Here is a 14880-nt window from a genome sequence, read left to right as displayed (position 1 = left end):
TGAAGCCTCTACGCCGCCTTCTTGCTCTGCGCGAGCTGCGCCAGCTGGCGCATGATCTCGGTGGTGCCGGCCAGACGCTCTTCCGGCGTCTCCCAGTCTTGCAGGAACACCACCTTCATGTCGGGCCGTACCTTCGCGGCCTGGCCGTGGCTGCGGATGAAGCTCACCAGCCGATCGGGATGGGCGAAGGAATTGTCTCGGAAGGCGATGACGGCGCCCTTCGGACCGGCATCGATCTTGCCGACATTAGCCTGGCGGCAGAACGCCTTGATCGCGGCGACCTTGAACAAATAGCGCACCTCGTCCGGCAGCACGCCGAAACGATCGCGCATCTCGGCACCGAAATTCTCGATCTCCTCCTCGCTGTCGAGGTCGGCGAGCCGCCGGTAGAGTGACAGCCGCACCGAGAGATCGCCGACATAGTCCTCCGGAATCAGCACGGGCATGCCGATTGTGATCGTCGGCGACCAGCGATCGGCGGCGGGCTCGGACACGCCGGCCTTGAGGTTGACGATCGCCTCCTCCAGCATCGACTGGTAGAGCTCGAAACCGACCTCCTTGATGTGGCCGGACTGCTGCTCGCCCAGGATGTTGCCGGCGCCGCGGATGTCGAGGTCGTGCGAGGCGAGCTGGAAGCCCGCGCCCAGCGTCTCCAGCGATTGCAGCACGGTGAGCCTGCGCTCGGCCTGCGCCGTGATCTTCTGCTGCGCTGGCAGCGTGAACAGCGCATAGGCCCGCAGCTTGGAACGGCCGACGCGACCACGGAGCTGGTAGAGCTGGGCGAGGCCGAACATGTCGGCGCGATGCACGATCAGCGTGTTGGCGTTGGGGATGTCGAGGCCGGATTCCACGATCGTGGTCGACAGCAGGATGTCGAACTTGCCGTCGTAGAACGCGGTCATGATGTCCTCAATCACGGCGGGCGGCATCTGCCCGTGCGCGACCGCGACCTTCATCTCCGGCACGTTCTTGTCGAGGAAGTCCTTGACCTCGGCGAGGTCGTCGATGCGCGGCACCACGTAGAACGCCTGGCCGCCGCGATAGCGCTCGCGCAGCAGCGCCTCGCGGATCATCAAGGGGTCGTGCGGGGCGACGAAGGTGCGCACCGCGAGACGGTCGACCGGGGGCGATGCGATGATCGAGAGCTCGCGCACGCCGGTGAGCGCCAATTGAAGCGTGCGCGGAATCGGCGTCGCCGACAGCGTCAGCACGTGCACCTCGGCGCGGAGCTGCTTCAGCCGCTCCTTGTGGGTGACGCCGAAATGCTGCTCCTCGTCGACGATCAGCAGGCCGAGGTCGCGGAACTTGATCGACTTGCTGAGCAGCGCGTGGGTGCCGACGACGATATCGACCGAACCGTCGGTGAGGCCTTTCTTGACCAGATTGAGCTGCTTGGCCGGCACCAGGCGCGAGGCCTGTGCGACCTGCAGCGGGAAACCCTTGAAGCGGTCGGTGAACGTCCTGTAGTGCTGACGGGCGAGCAGCGTGGTCGGCACCACGACTGCGACCTGCTTGCCTTCGAGCGCGACCGCGAAGGCGGCACGCAGCGCCACCTCGGTCTTGCCGAAGCCGACGTCGCCGCAAATCAGCCGGTCCATGGGACGGCCGAGCTCGAGGTCCTTCAGCGTGGACTCGATCGCGCCGAGCTGATCCTCGGTCTCGTCATACGGGAAGCGCGCGCAGAACTCGTCATAGAGGCCCGGCTGCACCGGCAGCTTCGGCGCCTCGTGGAGGTGGCGCTCGGCAGCGATCTTGATCAGCTCGCCCGCGATCTCGCGGATGCGGTTCTTGAGCTTGGCCTTGCGCGTCTGCCAGCCGGAGCCGCCGAGACGATCGAGTTCGACCGAGGTCTGGTCGGAGCCGTAGCGCGACAGCAGCTCGATGTTCTCGACCGGCAGGAACAGCTTGGTCTCGGCGGCATAATGCAGCTCGAGGCAGTCATGCGGCGCGCCGGCGACGTCGAGCGTCTGCAGCCCGATGAAGCGGCCGATGCCGTGATCGACATGGACCACGATGTCGCCGGCGGCGAGACTCGTCACCTCCGAGATGAAATTGTCGAGCTTGCGGCTCGCCTTGCGCGGCCGCACCAGGCGATCGCCAAGAATGTCCTGCTCGCTGATGACAGCGATCTCGTCGGTCTCGAAACCGCTTTCGAGGCCGAGCACGGCAAGCATGGTCTCGTTGCGCGGGGTCGCCTGCACCGTGCGCCAGCTGTTGACGCTGGTTACAGGGGTGAGCTTGTGATCGCGCAGCATCGAGGTCATGCGGTCCCTCGAGCCCTCCGTCCAGAGCGCGATGACCACCTTCTTGCGGCTTGTCAGCAGCCCATGCACATGTGCGACGACGGCTTCGAAGACGTTGACCTTGTTATCATTGCGCTCCGGCGCGAAGTCGCGGCCCTTGCGTGCCCCGGCATCGACCACGCTGGTACCATCGGCAGGCACCGAAAACTGTGTCAGCCGCACCAGCGGCATCCCGCTCTCGCGCTTGCCCCACTCCTCCTCGGTCAGATAGAGCCGGTCAGGCGGCAGCGGCTTGTAGATGGCGCCGCCACCCGGATGCTCCATCGCATCGCGGCGGGCCTGGTAATAGTCGAGGATCTGCTTGAAGCGCTCGCGGATGGCGTCCTCGGCCTGCGGCTCGATCGCGATCGCCGCGCCCTGCAGGTAGTCGAACAGCGTGTCCATCCGGTCCTGGAACAGCGGCAGCCAGTGCTCCATGCCGGGATGACGGCGGCCCTCGCTGACGGCCTCGTAGAGTGCATCGTCGCGCTCGGGCGCGCCGAACTCGGCGACGTAGCCCATGCGAAAGCGGCGGATGGTATCGGTGACGAGCTGGAATTCGGAGATCGGCACGAGATCGAGCGCGCGCATGTCGAGCAGCGTGCGCTGGGTCTCGGCATCGAAGGTGCGGATCGATTCCAGGCTGTCGCCGAAGAAGTCGAAACGGACGGGCTGTTCGAGGCCGGCCGGAAACAGGTCCAGAATGCCGCCGCGCACCGCGTATTCGCCGGGCTCGCGCACGGTCGAGGAGCGGTTGTAGCCATTGTGCTCGAGCCAGGCGACGATGGTGTCCATCGGCACGACGTTGCCGGGCGCGACCGACAGCGCCTGCGCCGCGACGAGTTCGCGCGCCGGCACCCGCTGCACGACGGCGTTCACCGTGGTCAGCACGATCAGCGGCTTGTCGCTACCGGTCAGGGACGCCAGCCGTGCCAGCGTCGTCAGGCGCTGCGCGAGGACGCCGCCATGCGGCGAGACGCGGTCATAGGGTTGGCAGTCCCAGGCCGGGAAGGTCAGCACGGGCAAATCGGGCGCGAAGAATTGCAAGGCACGTTCGAGCTGCTGCATCCGCGGCCCGTCGCGGCAGATCACGGCGAGGCTGACGGCCGGCTTCTTCGGCCGCGCCGCGATTGCGCGCGCGAGATCGGAGACGACGAGGCCCTCGGCACCGTCGGCGACATTGGCAAGCGTCAGCGCGCGGCCGGGCGTGAGCAGCTCGGCCGGCGATTTCATCCCCTGCTTCATACGTCGCGGTCCGCGATCGGAAACGCCTTGATGCGCGCAAACAGCGGGCCGATGACTTCGGCGGGAAGCACCTTGTCGCCGGTGATGGCGGCGTAGAGGTCGGGATCGGCCTCTTCGAGCAGGGTCTCGAGCTGCGTCAGCTCGTCGTCGGACAGATTGCCGATCTCGGCATCCGCGAAGCGGCCGAGGATCAGGTCCATCTCGCGCGTGCCGCGGTGCCAGCAGCGGAACAGAAGCCGCTTGCGGCGGTCGTCCAGCCCGTCGCTCGATCGTGTCGTTCCCGTCATGTCTCAATTCCAGTCAAACGCCAAAAGCCCGGACGTGCCGGGCCGGGGTGATATAGCCACTCAGGCGGGCCCTGTCAGCCCTCGATTTGTCATGCCCCGCTGCCGCCGCAGGGACACGAAAAAACACGTGGATGCCGGGCATAAAGCCGGGCATGACGAGCGAAAACGATCCTAGGTTCGCCTGATGCGCCCCAGCCTGCTCAATCCGCTGTTTGCCCCCGTGACCAGCCTGCCCGGCGTCGGTCCGAAGCAGGACAAGCTGCTGCAATATCTGCTCAGCCGCAATGAGACACCGCGGCTGGTCGATCTGTTGCTGCATTTGCCGAGCCAGGTCATCGACCGCCGGGCGCGGCCGAAGATCCGCGACGCCGTGCAGGGAACTATGGTGACGCTGGAGGTCACCGTCGATCGCCACCGCCCGCCACCGCCGCGCAATGCGCGCGCGCCCTACCTCGTCTACGCCAGCGACGATACCGGCGACGTCGTGCTGACGTTCTTCCGCGCAAAGCCCGGCTATGTCGAGAAGCTGCTGCCGATCGGCGAGAAGCGCTTCGTCTCCGGCACGCTCCAGATGTACGACGGCATCCCGCAGATCGTGCATCCCGACCGGGTGCTGGACGAGGAGGCGATTTCCAAACTCTCCGGCATCGATCCCGTCTATCCCTTGACCGAGGGCCTTGCACTCGGCTCACTCCGCCGCGCGGTCGCCCAGGCGCTGCAGAAGCTACCGGCGCTGCCGGAATGGATCAGCCCGGAGGTGCTGCGCCGCTGCGGCTTCCCGCCGATCGCCGAGGCGCTCACCCGCGTGCACCAGCCGGTTGAGCTCACCGACATTCTGCCCGACCAGCCGTTCTGGTCCCGTCTCGCGTTCGACGAACTCCTGGCCGGGCAACTCGCCCTTGCCCTGATTCGCGCCCAATTGCGCCGCCCGGCCGGCGTGCGCAACGCCGGCGACGGGCACCTCCGCAACAAGATCATCGACGCCCTGCCCTATGCGCTGACATCCTCCCAGCGCGACGCGGCAGCCGCCATCGCGAGCGATCTGCAACAGCCGGTGCGCATGCTGCGCCTGCTCCAGGGCGACGTCGGCTCCGGCAAGACCGTGGTCGCGCTGCTCGCCGCCGCTGCCGTCACCGAGGTCGGCAAGCAGGCGGCGCTAATGGCGCCGACCGAAATTCTGGCGCGCCAGCACATCAAGACCATCGCGCCGCTCGCCGAGCGTGCGGGCATGCGGGTCGCGATCCTCACCGGCCGCGAAAAAGGCAAGGAGCGGCGGGAACTCTTGGCACAGCTCGAAGCCGGCGAGATCGACCTGCTCGTCGGCACCCATGCGTTGATCCAGGACGACGTGATCTTTCGCGATCTCGCCCTCGCGGTCGTCGACGAGCAGCATCGTTTTGGCGTGCGCGAGCGGCTGGCGCTGACCTCAAAGGGCGAGGCCGTCGACGTGCTGGTGCTGAGCGCCACGCCGATCCCGCGCACGCTGGTGCTGACCTATTTCGGCGACATGGACATCAGCGAGCTCAGGGAGAAGCCGGCCGGCCGCCAGCCGATCGAAACCCGCACCATCTCGATGAGCCGCCTCGGCGAGGTCACCGACAGCATCGGCCGTGCGCTCGAATCCGGCAAGCTGGTCTACTGGATCTGCCCGCTGGTCGAGGAATCCGAGGCCGAGGGCACCGAGCACCTGACCAATGCGACCAAGCGCTTCGAAAGCCTGCAGAAGCGTTTCGGCGACCGCGTCGGCCTTGTCCACGGCCAGATGAAGGGCACCGAGAAGGACCGCGTCATGGGCCAGTTCGCCGCCCACGAGATCGGGCTGCTGGTCGCGACCACCGTGGTCGAGGTCGGTGTCGACGTGCCGGCGGCGACCATCATGGTGATCGAGAACGCCGAACGCTTTGGCCTCGCCCAGCTTCATCAATTGCGCGGCCGCATCGGGCGCGGCTCGGAGGCCTCGACCTGTCTGCTGCTCTACTCCGAGCCGCTCGGCGAAATGTCGAAGGCGCGACTGAAGGTGATCCGCGAGACCACCGACGGTTTTCGCATCGCCGAGGAAGATCTGAAGCTGCGCGGCGAAGGCGATGTGCTCGGCGTGCGCCAGAGCGGCCTGCCCGGCTACCGCATCGCCCGGTCGGAGGTGCACGGCCAGCTCATCACGCAGGCCCGCGACGAGGCGCTGCGCATCCTGAAGGACGATCCGAAACTCAAGGGCGAGCGCGGCGAGGCACTGCGATGCCTGCTGTATCTGTATGAGCGGGATGAAGCGATCCCGCTGATCGGGGCGGGTTAGCTGGCCGCTCTCTGGCGCCCGATCTCATAGGCCGCCACATGCGCGCGGGCCAAATCCAGCAGCGGCGTGTCGACGCCGAGTGCACGGGCCCGGTTGGCCATATCGCCGAGGATGTGCTCCGCCTCGGTGATCGAACCGCGCTCGATATCACGCAGCATCGAGGCCTTGAGCGGGGAGTCCGGGGTCGTGAACAGCTTCCGGTCAAACTCGATGAAAGGCGCTCGCGGCTCAAAACCCGAGGCGGTCGCGACGGCACAGCATTCCGCAAACAGGCGGAAAATGGATTGCTCGCCGTTCGGCACGGACAGAATGTCTCCGATGCTTGCACGCATCAGGCAGGTGATGCCGGCTAGCGTGCTGAGCTGGACGAATTTCTCCCACATGTCCTGCATGATCGCTTCGCTGGCGCGCACGTCGATACCGGGCACGTGCAGCAGCGTCTCCAGGGCAAGCACACGCTCGCTCAGCGAACCCTCGATCTCCCCGAAGACAATCGTCTGATTGGCCATGAACTGAACGACACGGCCATCCGCATCGAGCCCGGCACTGACATTCGCGAGCCCGCCGAGGACGCACCTCGCACCGAACCGCGCAGTCAGGGCGTCGACATGTTTCAAGCCGTTGAGGATCGGCAAAATCATCGTGTTGGCGCCGACCGCCGGGGCAAACTGGACCATCGCATCGTCGAGCGAGTAGGATTTCACCCCGACGAGCACGACGTCGAACGTTTCCTTGAGATCGTTGGCCAGGATGACCTTCGGCTGCACGGCGAAGTCGCCATGCGGGCTCACGACCTGCAATCCATTCCGCCGCAATTGCTCCGCACGCCCGGCCCGCACCAGAAAGGTCACGTCGCCGCCGGCTCGGACCAGGCGCGCTCCGTAATAGCCTCCAAGCGCTCCCGCGCCGATCACAAGTACTCTCATTCGAACTCCCAATGCGGAGTGACCGCTTCCGCACAAAGAATAACAGATGGGCCACGCGCCGTCTCCTCCCCGTCATTGCGAGCGCAGCGACTTGTCCGCCGAAGCTTTAGCGAAGGCGGAAGCAATCCAGGATCTTTCCATTGAGGGACTCTGGATTGCTTCGCTCCGCTCGCAATGACGATGCGGATAAGCCCGGCTCTTAAGCGTCCCCTTTCGTCGCGGCTGGCTTTGTGAAATCTTCCCATCATGCGCCGGATCATCGTCGTAGGCTGTCAGGGTAGCGGAAAGACGAGCCTCTCCCGGAATCTCGGGCAAAAGCTGGGGCTGCCCGTGGTGCATCTCGACGTGCTCTACTGGCGGCCGGGCTGGAAGCCATCGGACAAACCGAGCTTCCGGGCGCGCGTCACTGATGCGATCGCGGGTAACGCATGGGTCGTCGACGGCAGCTTCTCGGGACTTGCCTTCGATCTCACGCTTGCGCGCGCCGACACTCTGGTCGTCATCGACCGCCCGCGCTGGCTTTGCCAGTGGCGCATTCTCCTGCGCTCCGCGTTCGATCGCGACAGGACCCGGCCCGACCTCCCGGAGGGGTGTCCCGAACAGTTCGACTGGAAATTGATGCGGGAGGCGTGGCGCTACGACACCGAGCGCGCGCCTGTCATCGAGGCCGAGCGCGTGCAGTTTGGCGCTGACGTCCCGGTCGTGCGCTTGAGACGCGATCGGGACATCCAGGGTTTTCTGGAGTCGGTGCACGGCACATGATCGATGACCGTGGCGTAAGACCGGACGATCAGGATTTCTTCTGCGCGATACCCGCGGCGAAGGCCTTCATCAGGTCGGTATCCGCCGCCTCGCCTTTCGCGTCCTCGGCGAGATGCTCGAACCAGCGCGCAAAGCCTTCGTAAACCTGGCTGGCCGGATGATTGGGTCCGAGGAATCCGGAAATCTCCCGCATCTCCGCAACCCAGCGATAGGCCTTCGGGATCATGTCCAGCAGCGCGACTTCGAGCCGGGCCAGAACCGCGGGCTGGCTGCGTGCGAGCTCGTCGCGCAGCGCGTCGGCCGCGCCCGCTTTCGTTGCCGCGACCACCATCGCCGAGCCGATGCCGGCCAGGCCCTTGACGATACCGGCGTAGGACATTTTGAGCGCGGACGCGGCACCGACCGGCCCTTCGACGATCCGCACGTCGAGCCCGAAATCCTTCAGCACGGCAACGTCCTTGGCGTGCTCGCCGGACATGTAGAAGGCCGGGCCCTTGCCGCCGGGCTGGGGCGGGAACCCGATGATGCCGGCATCGACGAACGGCGCCTGTGCCGAGCCGATGATCTCCTCGATCCTCATCACGGTATCGACGTTGACGGCATTGCAATCGACCACGACCGGCTTCTTCTCGCGCCGAACGATCAGCCCGGCCAGCCGCTCGGCGAGCGCCACGGCTTCGCCCGGCGGCACGATCGAGAGGATGATGTCGGCGTCTGCGATCGCGTCGTCCTCGGCGCCGATCATGCCGGCATCCGCCGCGCGTTTGCGCGTCGCCTCGCTCCGCCCATTCAACGACGTCAGCACGCGCGCACCGTGCTCGCCGAGACTGCGGGCCACGGCACTGCCCATGGCTCCGGGCGCGAGGATCGCAATGGTTTTGGACATCTTGCACTCCAGATCGAACTCCGAGCAACGCGCTCGGTTCAACCGGAGACTAGCAGAGGACGTGACGCCCGCGTGAACGGCGGCCATCCCGCAGAGGAATGGCCCTACTCCACCTTCGCAGGCTGGAGCGCCGAGGCGTTGGCAATACGCGCGGCATTCGCCATGCCCGCCAGCGCCGCCGCCTTCTTCGAATCGGGCGCCGAGCCCGGCTGCACGACGCCGGCCGACATGATCAGGGTGGCAGCGTCCTCCGTGCTCATGTCGACCTCGACGATCTTGCTCTTGGGCACGTAGAAGAAGAAGCCGGTCGTCGGGTTCGGCGAACACGGCAGGAACACCGAGACGTGCTCCTCCTGACCCGGCAGGCTGCGGGAGACGTCCTCGTTCGGCGATTGCGAGATCAGCACGATCGACCACATGCCCGGCGAGGGAAACTCGACCAGGCCGACTTTGCGGAAGCTCGAGCCCTTGCCCGAGAACAGGGTCTCGAACACCTGCTTCAGGCCGCGGTAGATGGCGCGCACCGCCGGGATGCGGCCGAGGAAGGTCTCGCCGACATCGACCAGCGTCCGGCCGATCAAATTGGCCGCGAGGAAGCCGACCAGCGTCAACGTGAAAAATGCGACAATCAGTCCCCAGCCGGGGATGACGTACGGCATGTAGGTTTCAGGCCGATAGGCCAGCGGCACGAACGGCCGCACCACGCCATCAACCCAGGTGACGAACCACCAAACCAGATAAAAGGTGATCGCAACCGGTCCTGTCACGACGAGACCGGTGAGGAAGTAATTGCGAAAGCGGCCTATCAGGCCGGTATGCGGCTCCGGCACGGGATCAAGAGGCGCTGGCGCGTCGTCACGGGGGTTCATTCGGGTTCCAGGTCGGTCGCTTCGTTCAAGCTAGGATCTTCTAGCAGGTTTTGGAAGACCACGAAGCGTTCCGGCCCGACCCCTCTGCCTATTCCACGGTCACGGATTTCGCGAGATTGCGCGGCTGGTCGACGTCGGTCCCCATGATCACCGCCGTATGATAGGCGAGCAGCTGCACCGGGACGGCATAGACCATCGGCGTGAAGGCCGCCGCCATGTCAGGCATGACGATGGTGACGAGGGACTCGACGGTCGCCTCCGCCGCGCCTTTGGCGTCGGTCATCAGGATGATCTTGCCGCCGCGAGCGGCGACCTCCTGCATGTTGGAAACGGTCTTTTCGAACACCCGGTCGTAGGGCGCGATGACCACGACCGGCATGGTCTCGTCGATCAACGCGATCGGACCGTGCTTGAGCTCGCCGGCGGCATAGCCCTCGGCGTGGATGTAGGAGATCTCCTTCAGCTTCAGCGCGCCTTCGAGGGCGAGCGGGAAGCTGGTGCCGCGACCGAGATAGAGCACGTCACGCGATTTCGCGATCTCGCGCGCGAGCTTCTCGATCTGGAGCTCGGTGGTGAGCGCATCCGACATCAAACGCGGGACCTCGACGAGCCCGTGGACGAGCTTGGTCTCGTCCTCGTCGGACAGTTCGCCGCGGGCCTTGCCGGCCGCGATCGCAAGATTTGCCAGCACCATGAGCTGGCAGGTGAAGGCCTTGGTCGAGGCGACGCCGATCTCGGGGCCGGCCAGCGTTGGCAGCACGGTTTCGCTCTCGCGCGCGATCGTCGAGGTCGGCACGTTGACGACGGCCACCGTGTGCACGCCTTCGGCCTTGGCGTAGCGCAGCGCGGCCAGGGTGTCGGCGGTCTCGCCCGACTGCGAAATGAAGATGGCGAGATCTCCCTTGCGCAACGGCGCCTCGCGGTAGCGGAATTCGGAGGCGACATCGACTTCGACCGGCACGCGCGCGAAACGCTCGAACCAGTATTTTGCAACGAAGCCGGCGTAGCTCGCGGTGCCGCAAGCGGTGATGTTGATGCGCTGGATATTCTTGAAGTCGAACGGCAGCTTGACCGGCAGGGAGACCCGCTCGGTCGCCATGTCGACATAGCGTGCCAGCGTGTGGCCGACCACTTCCGGCTGCTCGTGGATCTCCTTGGCCATGAAGTGGCGGTAATTGGCCTTGTCGACCAGCGAGGTCGAGGCGGCGTGCTTGGTCTTCTCGCGCTGGACGGCGTGGCCGTCCTTGTCGAAGATCGCAGCGCTCGTATGGGTCAGCACGACCCAGTCGCCGTCCTCGAGATAGCTGATCGTGTCGGTGAACGGCCCAAGCGCGATGGCATCGGAGCCGAGATACATCTCGCCGTCACCATAGCCGATCGCCAGCGGCGGACCATTGCGGGCGCCGATCATGAGATCGTCCTCGCCGGCGAAGATGAAGCCGAGCGCGAACGCGCCGCGCAGCCGCGCCAATGTCAATTTCACAGCTTCCACGGGCTTGTTGCCGCGCGTGAGCAGATCGTCGACGAGATGCAGCACGATCTCGGTGTCGGTCTGGGTGTGGAACACCGTGCCTTTCGTCTCGAGCTCCTCGCGCAGCTCGCGGAAGTTCTCGATGATGCCGTTGTGAACGACGGCGACACGCTCGGTCGCATGCGGATGGGCATTGTTGACGGTCGGCTTGCCGTGGGTGGCCCAGCGGGTGTGACCGATTCCGGTCGTGCCCTTGAGCGGCTCGGCTTCCAGCCGCTTCTCCAGATTCTTCAGCTTGCCCTCGGCGCGGCGGCGCTCGAGATGCTTGCCTTCGAGCGTGGCGACGCCTGCGGAATCATAGCCGCGATATTCAAGACGTTTGAGCGAATCCACCAATTGCTCTGCAACCGGCTCGCGCCCGAGAATGCCGACAATCCCGCACATGCGGATCAATATCCCCCAAATCGTCGAAAAATCGCCTAAACGACGCGCTCGGTTTTTAGCGAAGTTCCTAAGGAACCAGATACTCAATAATTATTGCTGATTGAGACAGCACCGACGGCAACGAGCCTCGCCTGCGTCGAACTGGCTGGGCCTTAAACCGCGCGCGTTAACTAGTTGTCAACGAATTTGGCCAACCCTTGCGTACCAGGGAGACAGGCCATGAAAGGCTCATCCGACCGCAAAAGTCTGTCATCGATGTCGGTGCGCGCCAGCGAGACCACCGGCACGCACCTTGCGCATTGGCCGCCGCCCCAGCGCGGCAAGGAAAGCAAGCCCGTCAACATCAAGCACGTCGCCGGCGAGCCGGCAAAGCGTGCCAAGCCGCGCGGCTGGCGCCTGACGCGCGCGATCTTCTCGGAATTCGCCGACGACGAATAGCGGCGCTCATTTCGCCGGCTTCTTTTCAAGCTTCTTGCCACCCGTCTTCATCTCGCGATAGCGCGCCGCACCACCTTCGCGGATGGTCTGCGGACTGCGCTCCAGCGCCATGGCGTCATCAGGCACGTCGCGCGTGATCACCGAGCCCGAGCCGATATAGGCGCCGTTGCCGATGGTCACCGGCGCGACCAGCGAGGAGTTGGTGCCGACGAAGGCGCCCTGCCCGATGATCGTCTTGTGCTTCTTGAAGCCGTCGTAGTTGCAGGTGATGGTGCCGGCGCCGATGTTGGAATTGGCGCCGATGGTGGCGTCCCCGATGTAGGAGAGATGGTTGACCTTGACGCCGGCCTCCAGCGTCGCGGCCTTGGTCTCCACGAAATTGCCGATGCGCGCGCCGTCGCCGAGCGAGGTGCCGGGCCGCAGCCGCGCATAGGGGCCGATGGAGACCTTCTTGCCGAGCGTGGTCTCGACGATGTGCGAGAAGGAATGGACCACCGTGCCGTCGCCGATCGAAACGCCGGGCCCGATCACCACGAAGGGTTCGATCGTCACGTCCTTGCCGAACACGGTATCCGCGGCGAGGTAGACGGTTTCGGGCGCGATCAGCGTGACGCCGGCCTCCATCGCTGCCTTGCGCAGCCGCGCCTGCATCACGCTTTCGGCCTCGGCGAGCTGCGCCTTGGTGTTGATGCCGCGCACCTCGTCCTCGCTGGTTTCGATCACCACGGCATCCCATCCTTGTTCGCTGACAATGCCGACCGCGTCGGTCAGATAATATTCGCCCTTGGAATTCGCATTGCCGATCTTGTCGAGGATGGCGAGCGCGCGGCGGCCGTCGATCGCCATGACCCCGGCATTGCAGAGGTCGATCCTGCGCTCCTCGGCGCTGGCATCGGCCTGCTCGCGGATCGCGACCAGGCGGTCGCCCTCGACGATGAAGCGGCCATAGCCGGTGGGATCGGCGGCGCGGAAGCCGAGCGCCGCAATCGCCGCGCCTTTGGCCAGCGGCGCGCGCAGCCGCGCAAAGGTCTCGGCCGAGATCAGCGGCGTGTCGCCGAACGCAATCAGCAAATCATCCACGCCCCGCGCAATGGCATCGCGCGCCGCCAGCACCGCATGTGCGGTGCCGAGCCGTTCATGTTGCACGAAGGTGAGCGCGTCGGGGCGGATGCGCTTTGCTTCGTCCGCCACCGCCTGATGGTCGGGTCCGATCACGACCGCGAGCGAGGTGCCGGTTCCCCTGGGCGCCGCGGCGAGCACGTGGGCGAGCAGGCTCTGGTGCGCGACCGGATGCAGCACTTTCGGCAGGTGTGAGCGCATACGCGTGCCTTCGCCGGCGGCGAGCACGATCGTGAGGCTGGAACGCGCGGTCATCGAAATCCTGTCAATCCGGCCGAATCAATCGGCGCCAGCGGCAACGGCCGCCCTCATGAGCTATCGCCTTGCTACCCCCGCAAACGCCCGGAGTTCAAGTGCGACACGCTTTTCCTGTTAATGTTCCCTGATTGATTCGGGGAAGCCGGACAGGGGTTGGGCACTTAACGTTCATGGCAAAGGATTCCGACCCACTGGCGGATGCCTTCGGCGCCAAGGAGACCGGCGGGCTGTTCTCCGGACTTGTGGCCGAGGAGAGTTCGTTCGATCGCGGCATGATGTGGCGGCTGGGCTCATGGGGCGTGGCGGCCGTCGGCGCCGTGGTGATTGCCGTATTCGCCAACCAGGCCCAGCTCGGCTGGCGGCGCGACCAGGTTGCGTCCGCCGATCTCGCGCGCCAGGCCGACCGGCTCCAGATCCTGACCAAGGAGAGCCAGAACGAGGCCCGCCGGCTCGCCTCCGCCATCGAGACGCTGAACACCGATCGCGACCGGCTCTATTCGCGCGTCACCGTGCTGGAGCAAGGGCTCGATTCCGTCACCGGCGCCATCGCCAAGCAGACGACGCCGCAGGCGTCCGTTGCGAAACCTCAGGAAGCACCAGCTTTGATCGGACCGCCGGCGCCCGGCATCGCGCCGGTCGTCTCGACACCAGCTCCGGCCAACGACAAGCCGCGCACCGAGGCCGCAAGGGAGCCGTCGAGCCCGCCGCCGCAGAGCGCAGCGGCGGCCTCGCTGGTCGCGCAGTTGCCGGCGACGAATTCGGCACTGCCGATGCTTCCGTTGGTCCCGTCCAAATCGATCATGGCGCCGCCCGATCCGGCCGCCCCGAAACTGGTTCAGCCCGAATCCACTGAGAAGATCGCTGAGAAGGCTGCCGAGAAGAAGCCCGATCCGGCGCCCGCGCCGATCGAAGTCGCCGCTGCACCCACCAAGCCGCCGGAGGCTGCCGAAAGCGAGGCTCCCGCGATCGCGGTCCAGCAGACGCGCTTTGCGATTGATCTCGGCGGCGCCAACTCGCTCGATGGCCTGCGCGCGCTGTGGCGCGGGCTCACCAAATCCAATCCCGAGATCGCAGCGCTGCGGCCGATCATCATGATCAAGGAAGGCAACACCGGCCTCGGCATGCAGCTCCGCCTCGGTGCCGGCCCTCTGATCAATGCAGCGGCTGCGGCAAAACTCTGCGCCGGCCTCGCCGAGAACGACCGCCACTGCGAGACCACCGTGTTCGACGGCCAGCGGCTGTCGATGCGCGGCGGCCAGGAAAAACAAGAGAAGACTCAGGATCGAGTTCAGGAGAAGAACTCCGACAAGAACCAGGACTCGGTGCCGCAAGCCGAAACCGCACCGGCGCCCGCGCCCGCCGCCAAGCCCGACAAGCATCGCCGCAGCTATTCCTCGAAACGCTCGTCGAAGCGCGAGGAACCCGCGCCTGCTCCTGCGGCGCCGCCGGCCGCACAGCCGAAGCCGGAGACGGCGTCGGCGGGATCGACGCTGTCGTCGTTCTTCAGAAGGTAGCTTACCTCGCGGCAATTCATCAGCGTAATGGGCGAAGGATCTCACACAGGGCGCGAGAAACTTGCGCCTCCCCTGTTGCCCCCTCT

General features: G+C 65.8%; 11 protein-coding genes. 4 read left to right on the top strand and 7 right to left on the bottom strand.

Annotation, left to right across the window (positions count from 1 at the left end; genetic code table 11):
• Positions 1-8: 8 nt before the first annotated feature.
• Positions 9-3527, bottom strand: coding sequence for a transcription-repair coupling factor (mfd, locus tag ABIB91_RS06435; RefSeq protein WP_354160830.1), 3519 nt, complete (start codon positions 3525-3527; stop codon positions 9-11).
• Positions 3524-3814, bottom strand: coding sequence for an FAD assembly factor SdhE (locus ABIB91_RS06430; protein WP_009859479.1), 291 nt, complete (start codon positions 3812-3814; stop codon positions 3524-3526). The genes mfd and ABIB91_RS06430 overlap by 4 nt, the downstream gene beginning before the upstream one ends.
• A gap of 184 nt (positions 3815-3998) precedes the next feature.
• Here ABIB91_RS06430 and recG point away from each other — a divergent pair, with 184 nt between their 5' ends.
• Positions 3999-6107, top strand: coding sequence for an ATP-dependent DNA helicase RecG (gene recG, locus ABIB91_RS06425; protein WP_354160832.1), 2109 nt, complete (start codon positions 3999-4001; stop codon positions 6105-6107).
• Here the strand turns inward: recG and panE are convergent.
• The gene (gene panE, locus ABIB91_RS06420; RefSeq protein ID WP_354160834.1) at positions 6104-7033 is read right to left on the bottom strand and encodes a 2-dehydropantoate 2-reductase; all 930 of its coding nucleotides are present in this window, start codon (positions 7031-7033) and stop codon (positions 6104-6106) included. The genes recG and panE overlap by 4 nt on opposite strands.
• A 246-nt stretch (positions 7034-7279) precedes the next feature.
• Between panE and ABIB91_RS06415 the strand changes: the two genes are divergently transcribed.
• A complete protein-coding gene (locus ABIB91_RS06415) occupies positions 7280-7795 on the top strand; it encodes a P-loop NTPase family protein (RefSeq protein ID WP_354160836.1) in 516 nt (171 codons plus the stop codon).
• Positions 7796-7823: 28 nt separating this feature from the next.
• Here the strand turns inward: ABIB91_RS06415 and ABIB91_RS06410 are convergent, their stop codons facing one another.
• The 3 genes from ABIB91_RS06410 to glmS form a co-directional block, all read right to left on the bottom strand.
• Entirely contained in the window at positions 7824-8681 is an 858-nt protein-coding gene (locus ABIB91_RS06410) for an NAD(P)-dependent oxidoreductase (RefSeq protein ID WP_354160838.1), read from the bottom strand.
• 104 nt (positions 8682-8785) lie between these two features.
• Positions 8786-9550, bottom strand: coding sequence for a DUF502 domain-containing protein (locus ABIB91_RS06405; RefSeq protein WP_354160840.1), 765 nt, complete (start codon positions 9548-9550; stop codon positions 8786-8788).
• Positions 9551-9638: 88 nt separating this feature from the next.
• The gene (gene glmS, locus ABIB91_RS06400) at positions 9639-11465 is read right to left on the bottom strand and encodes a glutamine--fructose-6-phosphate transaminase (isomerizing) (protein ID WP_007590830.1); all 1827 of its coding nucleotides are present in this window, start codon (positions 11463-11465) and stop codon (positions 9639-9641) included.
• Positions 11466-11684: 219 nt separating this feature from the next.
• Here glmS and ABIB91_RS06395 point away from each other — a divergent pair, with 219 nt between their 5' ends.
• A complete protein-coding gene (locus ABIB91_RS06395) occupies positions 11685-11903 on the top strand; it encodes a hypothetical protein (RefSeq protein ID WP_354160842.1) in 219 nt (72 codons plus the stop codon).
• Between the two features lie 6 nt (positions 11904-11909).
• On the opposite strand, the gene glmU is transcribed toward ABIB91_RS06395, so the two are convergent.
• The gene (gene glmU / locus ABIB91_RS06390) at positions 11910-13277 is read right to left on the bottom strand and encodes a bifunctional UDP-N-acetylglucosamine diphosphorylase/glucosamine-1-phosphate N-acetyltransferase GlmU (protein WP_354160844.1); all 1368 of its coding nucleotides are present in this window, start codon (positions 13275-13277) and stop codon (positions 11910-11912) included.
• Between the two features lie 173 nt (positions 13278-13450).
• On the opposite strand from glmU, the gene ABIB91_RS06385 reads away from it, so the two are divergent.
• Entirely contained in the window at positions 13451-14794 is a 1344-nt protein-coding gene (locus ABIB91_RS06385) for a hypothetical protein (protein WP_354160846.1), read from the top strand.
• Positions 14795-14880 lie beyond the last annotated feature (86 nt).

It is taken from the genome of Bradyrhizobium sp. JR4.3 (assembly GCF_040547695.1).
GTDB classification, from domain to species: domain Bacteria; phylum Pseudomonadota; class Alphaproteobacteria; order Rhizobiales; family Xanthobacteraceae; genus Bradyrhizobium; species Bradyrhizobium canariense.
The sequence above is the reverse complement of the archived record's forward strand: the minus strand, read 5'-3'. Positions and strand labels throughout refer to the sequence as shown.

Excerpts from the sequence above, each read along its gene's own strand:
- mfd (WP_354160830.1), bottom strand. The coding sequence starts at position 3,527 with ATGAAGCAGGGGATGAAATCGCCGGCCGAGCTGCTCACGCCCGGCCGC.
- ABIB91_RS06430 (WP_009859479.1), bottom strand. The coding sequence starts at position 3,814 with ATGACGGGAACGACACGATCGAGCGACGGGCTGGACGACCGCCGCAAG.
- recG (WP_354160832.1), top strand. The coding sequence starts at position 3,999 with ATGCGCCCCAGCCTGCTCAATCCGCTGTTTGCCCCCGTGACCAGCCTG.
- panE (WP_354160834.1), bottom strand. The coding sequence starts at position 7,033 with ATGAGAGTACTTGTGATCGGCGCGGGAGCGCTTGGAGGCTATTACGGA.
- ABIB91_RS06415 (WP_354160836.1), top strand. The coding sequence starts at position 7,280 with ATGCGCCGGATCATCGTCGTAGGCTGTCAGGGTAGCGGAAAGACGAGC.
- ABIB91_RS06410 (WP_354160838.1), bottom strand. The coding sequence starts at position 8,681 with ATGTCCAAAACCATTGCGATCCTCGCGCCCGGAGCCATGGGCAGTGCC.
- ABIB91_RS06405 (WP_354160840.1), bottom strand. The coding sequence starts at position 9,550 with ATGAACCCCCGTGACGACGCGCCAGCGCCTCTTGATCCCGTGCCGGAG.
- glmS (WP_007590830.1), bottom strand. The coding sequence starts at position 11,465 with ATGTGCGGGATTGTCGGCATTCTCGGGCGCGAGCCGGTTGCAGAGCAA.
- ABIB91_RS06395 (WP_354160842.1), top strand. The coding sequence starts at position 11,685 with ATGAAAGGCTCATCCGACCGCAAAAGTCTGTCATCGATGTCGGTGCGC.
- glmU (WP_354160844.1), bottom strand. The coding sequence starts at position 13,277 with ATGACCGCGCGTTCCAGCCTCACGATCGTGCTCGCCGCCGGCGAAGGC.
- ABIB91_RS06385 (WP_354160846.1), top strand. The coding sequence starts at position 13,451 with ATGGCAAAGGATTCCGACCCACTGGCGGATGCCTTCGGCGCCAAGGAG.